The 14,804-nt window shown below is 52.8% G+C and carries 16 protein-coding genes; 10 read left to right on the top strand and 6 right to left on the bottom strand.

What is annotated here, in order from left to right; genetic code table 11:
- Positions 1 to 137 precede the first annotated feature (137 nt).
- On the top strand, positions 138 to 374 hold the full coding sequence (locus A3466_RS08135) for a YecH family metal-binding protein (protein ID WP_063450152.1): 237 nt from the start codon (positions 138 to 140) through the stop codon (positions 372 to 374).
- 37 nt (positions 375 to 411) lie between these two features.
- On the opposite strand, the gene ftnA is transcribed toward A3466_RS08135, so the two are convergent.
- Together ftnA and yecR are read right to left on the bottom strand one after the other, a co-directional pair.
- The gene (gene ftnA / locus A3466_RS08130) at positions 412 to 909 is read right to left on the bottom strand and encodes a non-heme ferritin (protein WP_063450151.1); all 498 of its coding nucleotides are present in this window, start codon (positions 907 to 909) and stop codon (positions 412 to 414) included.
- Positions 910 to 1,109: 200 nt separating this feature from the next.
- Positions 1,110 to 1,448 (bottom strand): YecR family lipoprotein, encoded by a 339-nt coding sequence (yecR, locus tag A3466_RS08125; RefSeq protein ID WP_063450150.1) that lies wholly within the window; start codon positions 1,446 to 1,448, stop codon positions 1,110 to 1,112.
- 245 nt (positions 1,449 to 1,693) lie between these two features.
- On the opposite strand from yecR, the gene A3466_RS08120 reads away from it, so the two are divergent.
- Entirely contained in the window at positions 1,694 to 2,332 is a 639-nt protein-coding gene (locus A3466_RS08120) for an RpiB/LacA/LacB family sugar-phosphate isomerase (protein ID WP_003859680.1), read from the top strand.
- Between the two features lie 43 nt (positions 2,333 to 2,375).
- On the opposite strand, the gene A3466_RS08115 is transcribed toward A3466_RS08120, so the two are convergent.
- The gene (locus A3466_RS08115; protein WP_063450149.1) at positions 2,376 to 3,794 is read right to left on the bottom strand and encodes an MFS transporter; all 1,419 of its coding nucleotides are present in this window, start codon (positions 3,792 to 3,794) and stop codon (positions 2,376 to 2,378) included.
- A 214-nt stretch (positions 3,795 to 4,008) separates the two neighbouring features.
- On the opposite strand from A3466_RS08115, the gene azuC reads away from it, so the two are divergent.
- Complete coding sequence (azuC, locus tag A3466_RS23110) at positions 4,009 to 4,092, top strand: stress response protein AzuC (protein WP_003859682.1); 84 nt, start codon at positions 4,009 to 4,011, stop codon at positions 4,090 to 4,092.
- Positions 4,093 to 4,198: 106 nt separating this feature from the next.
- Complete coding sequence (locus tag A3466_RS08110; protein ID WP_003859683.1) at positions 4,199 to 4,450, top strand: DUF2766 family protein; 252 nt, start codon at positions 4,199 to 4,201, stop codon at positions 4,448 to 4,450.
- A gap of 80 nt (positions 4,451 to 4,530) precedes the next feature.
- Here A3466_RS08110 and A3466_RS08105 read toward each other — a convergent pair whose 3' ends face one another.
- Together A3466_RS08105 and A3466_RS08100 are read right to left on the bottom strand one after the other, a co-directional pair.
- Complete coding sequence (locus A3466_RS08105; RefSeq protein WP_063450148.1) at positions 4,531 to 5,874, bottom strand: anaerobic C4-dicarboxylate transporter; 1,344 nt, start codon at positions 5,872 to 5,874, stop codon at positions 4,531 to 4,533.
- Positions 5,875 to 6,015: 141 nt separating this feature from the next.
- The gene (locus A3466_RS08100) at positions 6,016 to 6,519 is read right to left on the bottom strand and encodes a non-heme ferritin-like protein (protein WP_063450147.1); all 504 of its coding nucleotides are present in this window, start codon (positions 6,517 to 6,519) and stop codon (positions 6,016 to 6,018) included.
- A gap of 504 nt (positions 6,520 to 7,023) precedes the next feature.
- Here A3466_RS08100 and A3466_RS08095 point away from each other — a divergent pair.
- From A3466_RS08095 to otsA, 6 genes are all read left to right on the top strand, one after another.
- Positions 7,024 to 7,581 (top strand): DJ-1/PfpI family protein, encoded by a 558-nt coding sequence (locus A3466_RS08095; RefSeq protein WP_063450146.1) that lies wholly within the window; start codon positions 7,024 to 7,026, stop codon positions 7,579 to 7,581.
- Between the two features lie 316 nt (positions 7,582 to 7,897).
- Positions 7,898 to 8,887, top strand: a complete 990-nt coding sequence (gene araF / locus A3466_RS08090) for an arabinose ABC transporter substrate-binding protein AraF (protein WP_063450145.1) — start codon at positions 7,898 to 7,900, stop codon at positions 8,885 to 8,887.
- Between the two features lie 71 nt (positions 8,888 to 8,958).
- Complete coding sequence (gene araG / locus A3466_RS08085) at positions 8,959 to 10,473, top strand: L-arabinose ABC transporter ATP-binding protein AraG (protein WP_063450144.1); 1,515 nt, start codon at positions 8,959 to 8,961, stop codon at positions 10,471 to 10,473.
- 14 nt (positions 10,474 to 10,487) lie between these two features.
- Positions 10,488 to 11,468, top strand: a complete 981-nt coding sequence (araH, locus tag A3466_RS08080; RefSeq protein ID WP_063450143.1) for an L-arabinose ABC transporter permease AraH — start codon at positions 10,488 to 10,490, stop codon at positions 11,466 to 11,468.
- Between the two features lie 153 nt (positions 11,469 to 11,621).
- Positions 11,622 to 12,425, top strand: a complete 804-nt coding sequence (otsB, locus tag A3466_RS08075; RefSeq protein ID WP_063450142.1) for a trehalose-phosphatase — start codon at positions 11,622 to 11,624, stop codon at positions 12,423 to 12,425.
- Entirely contained in the window at positions 12,400 to 13,824 is a 1,425-nt protein-coding gene (gene otsA, locus A3466_RS08070; protein WP_063450141.1) for an alpha,alpha-trehalose-phosphate synthase, read from the top strand. The genes otsB and otsA overlap by 26 nt, the downstream gene beginning before the upstream one ends.
- Positions 13,825 to 13,839: 15 nt before the next feature.
- Here the strand turns inward: otsA and uspC are convergent, their stop codons facing one another.
- On the bottom strand, positions 13,840 to 14,268 hold the full coding sequence (gene uspC / locus A3466_RS08065; RefSeq protein WP_063450140.1) for a universal stress protein UspC: 429 nt from the start codon (positions 14,266 to 14,268) through the stop codon (positions 13,840 to 13,842).
- Positions 14,269 to 14,804 lie beyond the last annotated feature (536 nt).

Raw genomic sequence — 14,804 nt, 5'->3', positions numbered from 1 at the left:
GAAAAGCACCATCTCGTCAAATCACCGTTACATAGGGTGTAATGATTAATTTACAAAAAGAAAAGGGGAACCTGCGCCAGCGCAAAGCGTGTCGTGGAGGGAGCGGTTAGTCTGCTTTTTATTTGCGAGACGTAACCATGTCAATTCACGGTCACGACGTGCTTAATATGATGATTGAGTCAGGTGAGCGCTATACGGAGCAGAGTCTGGTTGAGGCAATTCATGCCCGCTTTGGCGAAGCAGCGCGATTCCATACCTGTTCGGCTTCGGAGATGTCCGCCGCAGAGCTGGTGGCGTTTCTGGCGGCGCGCGGAAAATTCATTCCGGCAGAAGACGGATTTGCTACGCACGAAAGTAAAATTTGCCGTCATTAAAATAAAACGGTGCTGAAAAGTCAGCACCGTTTTGATATTAATTCTGAGTATCAAGAGTCGACAGCTCTTTATCGATGAAGTAAAGGCCTTCCCCGGATTTCCCCGCCAGCGATAATTTATCCAGCACGGATTTAAACAGCTTCTCTTCTTCGTGCTGTTCAGCCACATACCACTGAAGGAAATTAAAGGTTGGATAATCCTGGCCGGTCATGGCGGCATGAGCCAGTTCATTTATTTTCTGAGTGATCAGCTGTTCATGCTCATACGTAGCGCGGAACAATTCATCCAGAGAGCCGTACTCGGCGAAAGGCGATGCTACGTTATCAATGCGCGGCAGGCTGCCGGTATCCGTCAGATAATCAAACAGACGCTGCATGTGCGTCATCTCTTCCTGAGCATGACGACGCAGGAAGGCGGCGGCCCCTTCAAAGCTGTGATAGCTGCACCAGGCGCTCATCTGCTGATAAAGCAGGGAAGAAAAAAGCTCAAGATTCATTTGCGCATTGAGCTTGTCAATCATTTCAGTTTTTAGCATGGTGCAGCTCCGGTTTATTATTTCTGGTTCAGGATGAGCGACACTATAATTTGTTATTTAATTATTTGCAAAAAGTAAAATAAATATCTCTTTATTAAAAATACGAATGGGAATAAAACGCATTGTCGCTATTTATTTTTATTAATGAGAATTATTTTTGTTCTTATTAAATAAACTGCCAGTGTGACTGGCAGTACCGGTTAATACCACGGATTCTGGCTGCCGGCGGTTACGGCATAACCCTGACATTTATACTGAATGGTCACGCTTTCATTCAGACACAGCGAGCCGCTGATGAGCGTACAGGTTTTAATGGGCTGTCCGTAGGCTGACGCGGTGGCATAGCCCATGTTTTGACAGGCTTTTGTTGCCGTGCCGTTATTGACATAGTCATCAGACCAGGCGTTTTGCAGCATGGCCTGGCCATAGTCGAGGCGCACAATCCCGTTAGGGGCATCGGTACTGCTTACTTCTGCCTCACGGTTGATGCTGCACCCTGCGAGCAGCAGGATCGTTCCGGCGATGATTACACTTTTCATGGTTCACTCTGCGTGACGGGAAATATGCAATTGTAACCAACGCGATGGGACGCAATGGCTGGAATAGCCGGAGGATCTTACCCTTCACCGTGCAACGAGCCGGTCCAGCTTGCGAAATTGTGAGCGCCTCTTTGTTTTTTAAAACAAGTTTTCACTTAATTTGAAAGTGCGTTTGTTTGATAGTAAGGTTAAGTGGAAAAGGTATCCACAGCGGGATAGCCCGCCATGCATTCAGGAGAGACGAGATGAAAATTGCACTGATGATGGAAAACAGCCAGGCCGCTAAAAATCCCATCATCCTTAATGAGCTGAAAGCCGTTGCTGATGAAAAAGGTTTCCCGGTCTATAACGTCGGTATGAGTGATGAGAACGATCATCATCTCACCTATATTCACCTGGGCATCATGGCGAGCATTCTGCTGAACGCGAAAGCCGTCGATTTTGTTGTTACCGGCTGCGGTACCGGGCAGGGCGCATTGATGTCCCTGAACATTCATCCGGGCGTCATTTGCGGCTACTGCATCGATCCTGCGGATGCTTTCCTGTTTGCACAAATCAACAACGGTAACGCGCTTTCTCTGCCATTTGCGAAGGGCTTTGGCTGGGGGGCAGAACTGAACGTCCGCTTTATCTTTGAAAAAGCCTTTACCGGACGCAATGGCGAAGGCTACCCGCCAGAGCGTAAAGAGCCGCAGGTGCGGAACGCGGGGATCCTCAATCAGGTAAAAGCCGCCGTGGTGAAAGAAAACTATCTGGATACCCTGCGTGCAATCGATCCTGAGCTGGTTAAAACCGCCGTCTCGGGCCAGCGCTTCCAGCAGTGCTTCTTCGAAAACTGCCAGGACAAAGAGATCGAAGCCTTTGTGCGCGGTATTGTTGGCTAATGACGTTGTGCCGGGCGGCGCGTTGCCTGCCCGGCAAGAAGCCTTACTTTTTCGATGATACCGCGCTGCCTGCATCTTTGGTCAGGCGCAGCGTGTCAAACATCCCCACCAGGCAGATTAGCGCGATCGCCACAAATGCCAGCCGGAAGCTCATTCCCGGCATGTCGGTAAGCCCCATCGCCTCGCTGACTGTTTCCCCGATACGAATACCAATTGCCCCGAGTGAGATCCCAAGCCCCACGGCAAGCTGCGTTGCGGTTGAAAATAACGTATTGGCGTAGCTCATCTGCGCCGGGGGCACATCCGCAAAGGCCAGCGTACTGACCGCCGTAAACTGAACCGAGCGGAAAACGCCGCCCAGATAGAGGATCAGCATCACGAGCCACACCGGGGTCTGCGGAGTGAGAAACGCGCAGGCCAGCAATGCCACCACATTCAGCGCACCGTTAATCAGCAAAAGCCGCTTAAACCCCAGCCCGCGGATCAGGGGCGTCGTCGCGGGTTTAATGGTGAGATTGCCAACGAAAACGGCCAGTACCAGCAGGCCCGAATGGAACGCATTCATGCCAAAGCCGACCTGAAACATCAGCGGTAGCAGGAACGGGACCGCGCTGATGGAGGCGCGAAACAGCGATCCGCCGTACAGGGTGACGCGAAACGTCGGCACCTGCATCGCATCGAGACCGATCATCGGCCAGGCTGCACGTTTAAAATGACGCAGCGCCAGGCCCAACGCGACGAAACCGACGATGAACAGCGTGGCCGTTAATCCTGTCCGGAGAGGCTGTCTTCCCATCAACTCCATCGCGTACACCAGGCTTACCATGGCAAGGGTGGTGACAACAAAACCCGGCAAATCAAACGGCCGTCGCGTATCTTCATGCAGGTCAGGAATGATGCGCAGCGCAAGCAAAATGGCGATGAAACCCAGCGGCACGTTAATAAAGAAGATCCAGCGCCAGTCGGCATAGCTTGTGATGAACCCGCCCAGAGGCGGGCCGATGATTGGCGCAACCAGTGCAGGCCAGGTCAGGGTGGCGATTGCCGTGATGAGCTGGTGTTTTGGCGTTGTGCGTAACACGGCCAGGCGGCCAACGGGCACCATCAGCGCGCCGCCTATGCCCTGGAGCACGCGCATCGCCACGAACTGCTCAAGCGTGGTGGACAGGCCGCAAAATACCGAGGCAAGCGTGAAGATCGCCAGCGCGAGGGCGAACACTTTGCGTGCGCCGAAGCGGTCGGCAATCCAGCCGCTGGCGGGGATCAGCACGGCCAGGGTAATCAGATAGGCGCTGATACCAATATTCAGATCCACGGCCTGTACGCCAAAGCTCTTTGCCATATCCGGCAGCGCGGTGGCAATCACCGTCCCGTCCAGAAACTCCATAAAGAAAGCACCGGCCACCAGCAGCGCCGCAGGTGAGAGTCCACGGCCCTCTTTGCCGGTTAGGTTTTCACTCATTATCTTCCTGCCCGTTCAAAAAATTTTATAAAAATTTACTGGAATTTATAGGTCTGTAAGGTGCGGATTTATCTTGGCTTTTTTTAACAAACCAGCAGCACTGTGGGGTTAATAATCGTGATGCAGGTCACAAAACGGTTGATTTTTGTGATGGTGGTCATATTATAAGCGTATTGACAATAACACCTGCATAACACGTTACTGGAGCAACATAATGAAACTGCGCAAAATCCTGAAAAGCATGTGGGCGAACTACTGCACGACGTTCAAAGACGTCCCACCGGGTGCGATGTTCTGATAAAAAAACCTGCTTCGGCAGGTTTTTTTATGTCTGCGAACGACGAGAGGAAGATAGAAGGGCGTCTGTTTTGCTACTATGGCGGCCTTTCAATAAGGAGAAACCCATGTCACAAAACCTGAGCGCCGATCAGGAACTGGTATCAGACGTCGTCGCCTGCCAGCTGGTTATCAAACAAATCCTTGATGTAATTGACGTTATCGCGCCGGTAGAAGTGCGCGAAAAAATGTCGACCCAACTGAAAAACATCGATTTCACCAACCATCCTGCCGCGGCGGATCCGGTTACGCTCCGCGCGATCCAGAAAGCCATCGCGCTGATTGAACTCCGCTTCACGCCGCAGGGTGAGTCACACTAAAATAAACCGATGTTTTAAAATTAAAAACTGTTTTCTGATTTTACGTCGAAGGGCGACAGTGCCTGTCGCCCGCACTAAGGTCAGAAGAATGTCTGCACCAGCAGATAGCTCACCACGCAGGCGCAGCTGACGCCAATCAGCCCCGGCAGAATAAAGCTGTGGTTAATGATGAATTTGCCGATGCGGGTGGTGCCGGAGCGATCGAATCCGATACAGGCCAGATCGCTCGGATAGGTGGGCAGCACAAAGTAGCCGTATGACGCCGGGAAGAAGGCAACCAGCATTTTCGGATCGATGCCCAGCATCAACCCCATCGGGGCGACGGCGGTCAAGGCCGCGGCCTGGCTGTTGACCAGTTTTGAGACCAGAAACAGCACGATGGCATACGTCCAGGGATGGCTCTTCACGACCCCCTCCAGCGCCATTTTCAGCTCGCCGAGATGCGCCTGAAAAAAGGTATCGCTCATCCACGCCACGCCAAACACCGAGAAGATGGCGACCATCCCCGCCTTAAACACCGCCCCGTTTGAAATTGCCGACGCATTGACCTTGCAGGTCATCAGCATGACGGCCCCGGCGATCAACATCATCATTTGAATGACAAGATTCATCGACAGGGCCGTCATTTTACCTTTGATCTCAAAGGCCGGGCGTAGCGCTGGCACTGCCCCCAGCAGCACCACGACGGCAATACCGGCGAAGAAAATCCACGTTGACCAGTAGGCCTGTTTCGGGAAGCGCTGATCCATCAGCGTCTCTGTTCCCCCGTAGATAAACTCCCGCTGTTTCGGATCTTTCAGCTTTTCCTGAAACTCGGGATCGTCTGCCAGGTTCTTCCCGCGACGTAAGCTCCACAGCGCGGCGATAGCGACGCCACACAGCGAGGCCGGTACGGAGACGGCCAGGATTTCGAGGATCCCCCACGCGTGGCCGATGCCGTGCTGCGCACCCAGAATGGACACCAGCGACACGACGGCCACGGAAACGGGCGAGGCGGTGATCGCCATCTGAGATGCTACCGAGGCCACTGCCATTGGTCGTTCCGGACGTATGCCTTTTTTCAGGGCAATATCCGCGATAATGGGAAACATGGTGTAAACGACGTGGCCGGTCCCGCAGAGAAAGGTCAACGTCCAGGTGGTAAATGGCGCGAGAAGGGTGATGTGCTGGGGATGTTTACGCAGCAGACGCTCCGCGAACTGCATCATCACGTTCAGGCCACCCGCAGTCTGTAGCGTGGACGCGCAGCCGATAACCGCAAGGATCGTGAGCATCACGTCAACCGGGGGTTTACCGGGTTGCAGACCAAAGACAAAACTCAAAATAAACAGGCCGATGCCGCTTATCAGCCCCAGGCCCATACCGCCGAAGCGTGTGCCTATCAGCAGGCAGAGGATAATGACAATAAACTCAATGGTGATCATGATGCTCCCTCGTCAATGAATGTAATTAAACAAATCATTACACGATGTGTGGTTATTCATTGGGAGCAAGATCTGATTTGTTAAATGTCAGTAAAAGCAGAGAGTTGGTACCCACTCCCTGACGGGAGCGGGTGAAAGGGATTAGTGGTGCTGAACGGTGGCAATGTCCAGAACATGGCGGTCCGTCTGCTCCAGGCAAATACCCGCGCGCTTCGCGTTGCGGATTTCATCTGCGAGCGTTTTCAGCAGCATGCCATCCTGCTGTTGCTCTCTGTCCATATCTCGTAAAAACCTGAAGGTCGTGATGTCCTGTTGCGCTTTGGCTTCATCAGCCAGCTTGCTCAGCGTCGCACAGCGCTGCTCATACTCTTCGAGCGTTTTCTGGAACAGTTCTTCCAGAGAAGAGTAATTATCTTCAATCGTTTCAAGCTCTTTTACGGTGGGGTTTGCCCCGACGGCTTTTAAAAAGTTAAAGACACGCATCATGTGCGTGACGTTACTTTGCGCCTGAGTACGAAAGAAGGTGGCAGTGCCGTTGAGGCTTTTTCTGGAACACCACGCGCTCAAATGCAGATGCAGATTTGAAGCGTAAAACTCCAGGTTCATCTGGGCATTCAGTTTTTGCATCATCGTTTGGGTAGTCATACTCATATCCTTATTGACTGTGGGACTTGATGTCCGCTACTTAATCTGACCCGGCAGGCATTGACGATCGAAGGGCAGAAAAAGATTTCTGCAAGATAAAGAAACTCGAAAATTCACTTCCTGTGTTCGATTTAAATAAGCATACGCTTCTCTTTAAATTAAGAAAACTCTTAGTTGGGCTGTGTTTACCATACATTACAAATTAAAATATAGCGCAGAATAGAAAACAGGTAGCGAGATGGAACTATTCTTATTTGACTGATTTTATTGGTTTAAAAACGAATTGGGCTCATTTTTATCGTTTCAGTAAACCTTCTTTGGCGGGAAATTCTGCGAAAGCTATAAATGAGAAATAATATCTATAAATATATCCTGTTGTAGCAAATTTGAGCTAAATCAATTTTCCCGCAATATACGGTTCTGTGATCGCGTCGCAAGATTGTTATCTAACAAGATGTGAAAATGAAACAATGTTTTATATCGTTTCGTCCGATGAGGTTTATGATGACTAAAGTTGCGGTGCTGTTGGCACCAGGTTTTGAAGAAGCAGAAGCGATTATCACTATTGATATTCTGCGTCGCTTGCAGATTGAGGTGGAAACGCTGGCCTGCGCGGAGTCCCGTGCGGTAGTGAGTTACCACAATATTCCCATGGTGGCCGACAGTACGCTAACGGAGCGCAGTGAGACGCTTTATGATGCGGTGGTGTTACCTGGCGGGCCGCAGGGAAGCATTAGCCTCGCGGCTAACCGCGAGGTGATACGCTTTATTTCCGCGCACGATGAGCGCGGCAAGCTTATCTGTCCCATCTGCTCTGCGGCAGCGCGGGTTCTGGGCGGCAACGGATTGCTCAAGGGGCGCCGCTACGTCTGTTCCGGCGATCTGTGGGAAACCATTAATGACGGGGTTTATGTAGATGCGCCGGTCGTGGAGGATAACAACCTTATCAGCGGTAAGGGGCTGGGACACGCTTTTGACTTTGCGCTGACGCTCTCTGCTCGTCTGTTGGGCGACGACGCCCCCGTTCGCGATCATGCGGAACACATCTATTATCCCTGGTAATTTCTCTGCCGGGCGCCCAGGCGTCCGGATGACAGGGACGTCTTAGCTGACCTTATGGATAATTCTGCTTAATCCCTTCCCATTTGTAGGACAATTACGGCCTTTTTTATGTCATTTTTCGCTGAATTTATGTACGCAATTACTGTAATTCTGCGGTGTGATGGCGCTCTCTTATGGATGATTAATTTCCCGCTAAAACTATCTCCAGCAATAACGCTTATGACGAGGTAAGCGCTAATGCCTTGTTTTAAGTCCGATTAAATAAGCTGTTCGCCATTATTCCCTACAGATAAGAATACTTAAGCTGGAGTTTACCATGCACAAATTTACTAAAGCGCTGGCGGCCATCGGCCTGGCTGCCGTTATGTCACAATCCGCTATTGCTGAAAATTTAAAGCTCGGTTTTCTGGTCAAACAGCCTGAAGAACCGTGGTTCCAGACCGAATGGAAATTTGCTGATAAAGCCGGGAAAGATTTGGGATTTGAGGTGATTAAAATCGCAGTGCCTGACGGCGAGAAAACGCTGAACGCCATCGATAGCCTGGCGGCCAGCGGCGCGAAAGGGTTTGTTATCTGTACCCCGGATCCAAAACTGGGTTCGGCTATTGCTGCGAAAGCGCGTGGTTACGATATGAAAGTCATTGCCGTGGACGACCAGTTCGTGAATGCCAAAGGCAAACCGATGGATACCGTTCCGCTGGTGATGATGGCGGCCACCAAAATCGGTGAGCGTCAGGGTCAGGAACTCTATAAAGAGATGCAAAAACGCGGCTGGGATGTGAAAGAGACCGCCGTAATGGCCATTACCGCTGACGAGCTGGATACCGCCCGTCGTCGTACCACGGGCTCCATGGACGCGCTAAAAGCGGCCGGCTTCCCGGAAAAACAGATCTACAAAGTGCCGACCAAATCCAACGATATCCCGGGCGCCTTTGATGCGGCGAACTCCATGCTCGTCCAGCATCCGGAGGTGAAACACTGGCTGGTGGTGGGCATGAACGACAACACCGTGCTGGGCGGGGTGCGTGCAACGGAAGGTCAGGGCTTTAAGGGACCGGACGTGATTGGGATCGGCATTAACGGTGTTGACGCCGTGAGCGAACTGTCTAAAGCGCAGGCGACCGGGTTCTACGGCTCCCTGCTGCCAAGCCCGGATGTCCACGGCTATAAATCCAGTGAAATGCTCTACAACTGGGTGACCAAAGGGGTTGAGCCGCCGAAATTCACCGAAGTGACCGACGTGGTGCTGATCACCCGCGATAACTTCAAAGAGGAGCTGGCGAAAAAAGGACTGGGCGGTAAGTAATACGCTGTGGTTGCGCCCCTCACTCGCCGTGAGGGGCCAGACGTACACACTACAGGAATCACGGAGTCGTTATGCAACAGTCTGATCCGTATCTCTCTTTCCGCGGCATCGGTAAAACGTTCCCCGGCGTAAACGCGCTGACCGATATCAGCTTCGACTGCTATGCCGGCCAGGTTCACGCCCTGATGGGGGAGAACGGCGCGGGAAAATCCACGCTGCTAAAAATCCTCAGCGGCAACTACACGCCCACTACCGGTACGCTGGTCATTCGCGGCGAAGAGGTGGCCTTTGCCGACACCACGGCCGCGCTAAACGCAGGTGTCGCCATCATCTATCAGGAGTTGCACCTTATTCCTGAGATGACCGTGGCGGAGAATATTTATCTGGGCCAGCTTCCGCATAAAAGCGGCGTGGTCAACCGCTCGCTGCTCAACTATGAAGCGGGCTTGCAGCTTAAGCACCTTGGGCTGGATGTCGATCCGCAAACCCCCCTTAAGTATCTCTCCATCGGCCAGTGGCAGATGGTGGAAATTGCCAAAGCGCTGGCGCGTAACGCCAAAATCATCGCTTTCGATGAGCCAACCAGCTCGCTCTCCGCGCGCGAAATAGAAAACCTCTTTCGCGTGATCCGCGAGCTGCGCAAAGAGGGCCGCATCATTCTGTACGTTTCTCACCGTATGGAAGAGATTTTTGCCTTAAGCGATGCCATCACGGTGTTTAAGGATGGCCGCTACGTGCGCACCTTTACCGATATGCAGCAGGTCAATCATGATCAGCTGGTGCAGGCGATGGTCGGACGCGATCTGGGTGATATCTACCACTGGAAACCACGGGAATACGGCCCGGAGCGTCTGCGTCTGGATAACGTTAAAGCGCCCGGCGTTCGCACGCCCATCTCACTCTCGGTGCGTAGCGGCGAAATCGTTGGGCTGTTTGGCCTGGTGGGGGCAGGACGCAGCGAGCTGATGAAAGGGCTGTTTGGCGGTACGCGCATCACCCAGGGCCAGGTCTTCGTCGACGGGAAAAAGGTGGATATTCAGAAGCCTGCCCAGGCGATTAACGCGGGCATCATGCTCTGCCCGGAGGATCGAAAGGCCGAAGGCATTATTCCGGTACATTCGGTGCGCGACAACATCAACATTTCTGCCCGGCGCAAGTTCATCCGTGCGGGGTGCCTGATTAACGATGGCTGGGAGGCGAGCAACGCGGATCACCATATCCGTTCGCTGAACATCAAAACCCCCGGCGCTGAACAGCTGATCATGAACCTGTCCGGCGGCAACCAGCAGAAAGCGATTCTGGGCCGCTGGCTGTCGGAAGACATGAAGGTCATTTTGCTCGACGAGCCGACGCGCGGCATCGACGTCGGGGCGAAACACGAAATTTATAACGTCATCTATCAACTGGCAAAACGCGGCGTGGCGGTGCTGTTCGCCTCCAGCGATCTGCCCGAGGTGCTCGGCGTTGCCGACCGTATCGTTGTGATGCGCGAAGGCGAAATTGCCGGTGAATTGCTGCATGAACAGGCGAATGAACAACAGGCGTTGAGTCTCGCCATGCCTAAAGTTAGCCAGGCTGTCGCCTGAGTAAGGAGTTAATGATGTCCTCTGTTACTACATCCGGAGCGCCGAAGTCGGCCTTCAGCGTTGGCCGCATCTGGGACCAGTACGGCATGCTGGTGGTTTTTGCTGCCCTGTTCGTTGCGTGCGCGATTTTTGTGCCAAACTTCGCGACCTTCATCAACATGAAGGGGCTGGGGCTGGCGATCTCCATGTCCGGCATGGTGGCCTGCGGAATGCTGTTCTGTCTGGCCTCCGGCGATTTTGACCTGTCGGTCGCCTCGGTGATTGCCTGTGCCGGCGTCACCACCGCCGTGGTCATCAACATGACCGAAAGCCTGTGGATCGGCGTATTTGCCGGGCTGATGCTCGGCGTGCTGAGCGGCCTGGTGAACGGCTTCGTGATTGCGCGTCTGAAGATTAACGCCCTGATCACGACGCTGGCGACCATGCAAATCGTGCGCGGTCTGGCCTATATCATCTCTGACGGTAAGGCGGTGGGGATTGAAGACGAGCGCTTCTTTACGCTGGGCTATGCCAACTGGCTGGGCCTACCCGCGCCAATCTGGCTGACGGTCGCCTGCCTGATCCTGTTCGGTTTCCTGCTTAACCGTACCACCTTTGGCCGTAATACCCTGGCAATTGGCGGTAATGAGGAAGCGGCGCGCCTGGCAGGTGTGCCGGTTGTGCGCACTAAGATCATTATCTTCGTGCTTTCCGGGCTGGTATCGGCGGCGGCGGGGATTATTCTGGCGTCGCGCATGACCAGCGGCCAGCCAATGACCTCTATCGGCTATGAGCTGATTGTTATTTCAGCCTGCGTTTTGGGGGGCGTTTCCCTCAAGGGCGGCATCGGAAAAATCTCATATGTGGTGGCGGGGATCCTGATTCTGGGGACCGTGGAGAACGCCATGAACCTGCTTAATATTTCTCCGTTCTCTCAGTACGTCGTGCGCGGCCTGATCCTGCTGGCAGCGGTGATATTCGACCGTTACAAGCAAAAAGCGAAGCGTACTGTCTGATTTATTTTTAGCCACTAATATGCTCAACTATTAACCATAGTTGACCCCCTGACCGGCCCGCCAGTTTTGCTGACGGGCCGGTTGCTAAATGGCGAGCAGCGTCACACTGTCTATACTTACATGGCTGTTTTGCTAACCGTAAGGAGGATTAGGGTGGCTGACTTGTTAACCGCACCGCCTGTACTGCCCGGAAAATTTGCTTTCTTTTTTGACCTCGACGGGACGCTCGCCGGGATTGAACCGCATCCTGACGATGTCGTTGTACCGGATACGGTGTTAGAGAATTTGCAGCAGCTCTCACGACAAAACGAGGGGGCACTGGCATTGATTTCAGGGCGCTCAATGGCCGAGCTGGACGTGCTCGCCAGTCCTTATCACTTTCCGCTGGCCGGTGTACACGGAGCGGAGCGCCGCGATATCCATGATCAACTGCACATAGTTTCACTCCCCGATACGCTGATTCAGGCGCTGCATGCGCAACTCTCTTCGGCACTGGAACTGCTTCCCGGTACGGAACTGGAAGCCAAAGGCATGGCCTTTGCGCTGCACTACCGTCAGGCACCCCACCATGAGTCGGCGATCTTTACGCTGGCAAGAAGCGTGGCGGAAGCCCATCCGGAGCTGGCCTTACAGCCGGGTAAATGTGTGGTTGAGATTAAACCGACAGGCATTAATAAAGGCGCTGCCATTGCAGCGTTTATGGCGGAAGCACCGTTCAAAGGGCGTACGCCAGTCTTTTTTGGGGATGACCTGACCGATGAGGCCGGGTTCAGCGTGGTAAACCAGGCCGAGGGCATGTCTGTCAAGGTCGGGCCTGGTGAAACCATTGCCGGATGGCGTCTGGAAAATGTCGCCAGCGTCTGGCAGTGGATATCTGACGTCGCTAACCAGCAACAACAACAAATAGCGCAAAACAACGGGAGAAATCATTATGGGTCGCTTAGTCGTCGTCTCTAATCGCATCGCACCGCCGGATGATAAAAAAGCCAGTGCCGGTGGACTGGCGGTCGGGGTATTGGGTGCCCTCAAAGCCGCGGGTGGTCTCTGGTTTGGCTGGAGCGGTGAAATCAGTAATGATGAAAAACCGCTAAACAAGGTGTCGCGGGGCAATATCACGTGGGCCTCTTTCGCGCTCAGCGAAAAGGACTACGATGAATATTATTCCGAGTTCTCGAACGCTGTGCTGTGGCCTGCGTTCCACTATCGTCTGGACCTGGTGAAGTTCCAGCGTGAATCGTATGAAGGCTATATGCGCGTCAACGCGCTGCTGGCAGATAAACTGCTGCCGCTGATCGAAGAAGACGATATTTTATGGATCCACGATTATCACCTGCTGCCCTTCGCCAGGGAGCTGCGTAAACGTGGCGTGAATAACCGCATCGGCTTCTTCCTGCATATTCCCTTCCCGACTCCGGAGATTTTTACGGCGCTGCCGCAGCATGAAGAGATCCTGGAGGCGCTGTCCGATTACGACCTGCTCGGGTTCCAGACGGAAAACGACAGGCTGGCCTTCCTCGACAGCGTGTCGGGTAAAACGCGGCTGGTCACTCATGGCGGAAAATCTCACACCGCGTGGGGGCGAAATTTCCATACCGAAGTTTACCCGATTGGTATTGAGCCTGACGAAATTGCCGAGCAGGCCTCCGGCCCGCTGCCGCCGAAGCTTGCGCAGCTTAAGAACGAACTTAAGCACGTTAAGAACATCTTCTCGGTCGAGCGACTGGACTACTCCAAAGGGTTGCCGGAACGATTCCTTGCATACGAAACCCTGCTGGATAAATACCCGCAGCATCACGGCAAGATCCGCTATACCCAGATAGCGCCAACCTCGCGCGGTGAGGTTCAGGCCTATCAGGATATTCGTCACCAGCTGGAGACCGAGGCAGGGCGCATTAACGGACGTTACGGTCAGCTCGGCTGGACACCGCTTTTCTATCTGAATCAGCACTTTGAGCGCAAAATCCTGATGAAGGTATTCCGCTATGCTGACGTAGGCTTGGTCACGCCGCTGCGCGACGGGATGAATCTGGTGGCAAAAGAGTATGTTGCAGCACAAGATCCTGCTGACCCTGGGGTGCTGGTGCTGTCACAATTTGCCGGTGCGGCAAACGAGTTAACCTCAGCGCTGATTGTGAACCCTTACGATCGCGATGACGTGGCCAATGCCCTGAACCGCGCGTTAACCATGCCGCTTGCGGAACGTATTTCACGTCATTCGGAAATGATGGAGACCATCGTTAAGAATGATATCGACCGCTGGCAGGCGCGTTTTATTGACGATTTACGCGCGATCCAGCCGCAGAGTCAGGAAGGCGACCTGCAAAAAAAGATCGCGACATTCCCTAAACTCGCCTGATTTTCTCCGGGGGCATTAATTGCCCCCGAGAGGCACCAGCAGTACATCTACCCGGCTTGATGAAACAATGGATTTTGCCGAGCAAGCCGCACGAGAAAAAAAGCTCTGGTTATGATTCCCGCAAATAACCAGGTCAATATTCTCTTTCTGGCACATGTCGAGAATATGCGCGCTTAATTCACCCGTCGCGATGACGGTTTGATGAATCGGATAGTCTGCCTTCAGTGCCAGCTCTCGCAAAAATTGCTGCGTTTCCTCCTGTAACACCTCACGAATATCCTCCAGCATTGGCGCAGCCAGCTGATTATACATTTCGGGTTCGGCGGCCAGCGTGATCAGGCTGATGCGGGCGTTTGCGGGGCGGGCGATGGACACGGCTCGGGCGACAAGCTGATGGCTTTCGGGAGAAACAGCAACGGAAACAAGCAGATGGGAGTAACTCATCACGCACTCCTTTGATGTCAGAATGACAAGTTTCCCCAGCTTTACCGCGAAACTGACCTTACTGCAAGAGGTGAATGCGTCATTAGTGTGAAGCTTATCATAATTATTCATTAATTATTCTTATAAGAAGAATAACTGAAAAGTTGGGCTAAATGAAAATAATTAACAACTTAACGTAAATCACACATTTAAGCTTCCGGGCGGTTTACCCGGCTTGACGCAACGTCATCCCGACGAAGATCGTTACGCAACGAAACTGTTTTTTAGGTTACCAACGTTAACCTGCTGTTTTTACTTTATTAATTAAATGTCGTTTCAACGTGACGTTTTCCCCATAGCAGGTTATCGCGAATTTGCCCTGTTCTCGCCTTTCCCGGACCCAAATTTCCCGTCCGGATGCATGAGTATTCGTTGCTTAAGAATATAAACAAGCTTCGGTTGGGTGAAAAACACTCAAATTACAAGTCACGCTGATGGATTTATGGGTTACATTCGCGTAAATTATGTGACGCAGATCACATTTTTTTTAAATTCCA

This window comes from Enterobacter genomosp. S, from assembly GCF_001631805.1.
GTDB lineage: Bacteria > Pseudomonadota > Gammaproteobacteria > Enterobacterales > Enterobacteriaceae > Enterobacter > Enterobacter quasihormaechei.
The sequence above is the reverse complement of the archived record's forward strand: the minus strand, read 5'-3'. Positions and strand labels throughout refer to the sequence as shown.

What these genes read in the sequence shown, in the direction of transcription:
- A3466_RS08135 (WP_063450152.1), top strand. Translation starts at nt 138, where the DNA reads ATGTCAATTCACGGTCACGACGTGCTTAATATGATGATTGAGTCAGGT.
- ftnA (WP_063450151.1), bottom strand. Translation starts at nt 909, where the DNA reads ATGCTAAAAACTGAAATGATTGACAAGCTCAATGCGCAAATGAATCTT.
- yecR (WP_063450150.1), bottom strand. Translation starts at nt 1,448, where the DNA reads ATGAAAAGTGTAATCATCGCCGGAACGATCCTGCTGCTCGCAGGGTGC.
- A3466_RS08120 (WP_003859680.1), top strand. Translation starts at nt 1,694, where the DNA reads ATGAAAATTGCACTGATGATGGAAAACAGCCAGGCCGCTAAAAATCCC.
- A3466_RS08115 (WP_063450149.1), bottom strand. Translation starts at nt 3,794, where the DNA reads ATGAGTGAAAACCTAACCGGCAAAGAGGGCCGTGGACTCTCACCTGCG.
- azuC (WP_003859682.1), top strand. Translation starts at nt 4,009, where the DNA reads ATGAAACTGCGCAAAATCCTGAAAAGCATGTGGGCGAACTACTGCACG.
- A3466_RS08110 (WP_003859683.1), top strand. Translation starts at nt 4,199, where the DNA reads ATGTCACAAAACCTGAGCGCCGATCAGGAACTGGTATCAGACGTCGTC.
- A3466_RS08105 (WP_063450148.1), bottom strand. Translation starts at nt 5,874, where the DNA reads ATGATCACCATTGAGTTTATTGTCATTATCCTCTGCCTGCTGATAGGC.
- A3466_RS08100 (WP_063450147.1), bottom strand. Translation starts at nt 6,519, where the DNA reads ATGACTACCCAAACGATGATGCAAAAACTGAATGCCCAGATGAACCTG.
- A3466_RS08095 (WP_063450146.1), top strand. Translation starts at nt 7,024, where the DNA reads ATGACTAAAGTTGCGGTGCTGTTGGCACCAGGTTTTGAAGAAGCAGAA.
- araF (WP_063450145.1), top strand. Translation starts at nt 7,898, where the DNA reads ATGCACAAATTTACTAAAGCGCTGGCGGCCATCGGCCTGGCTGCCGTT.
- araG (WP_063450144.1), top strand. Translation starts at nt 8,959, where the DNA reads ATGCAACAGTCTGATCCGTATCTCTCTTTCCGCGGCATCGGTAAAACG.
- araH (WP_063450143.1), top strand. Translation starts at nt 10,488, where the DNA reads ATGTCCTCTGTTACTACATCCGGAGCGCCGAAGTCGGCCTTCAGCGTT.
- otsA (WP_063450141.1), top strand. Translation starts at nt 12,400, where the DNA reads ATGGGTCGCTTAGTCGTCGTCTCTAATCGCATCGCACCGCCGGATGAT.
- uspC (WP_063450140.1), bottom strand. Translation starts at nt 14,268, where the DNA reads ATGAGTTACTCCCATCTGCTTGTTTCCGTTGCTGTTTCTCCCGAAAGC.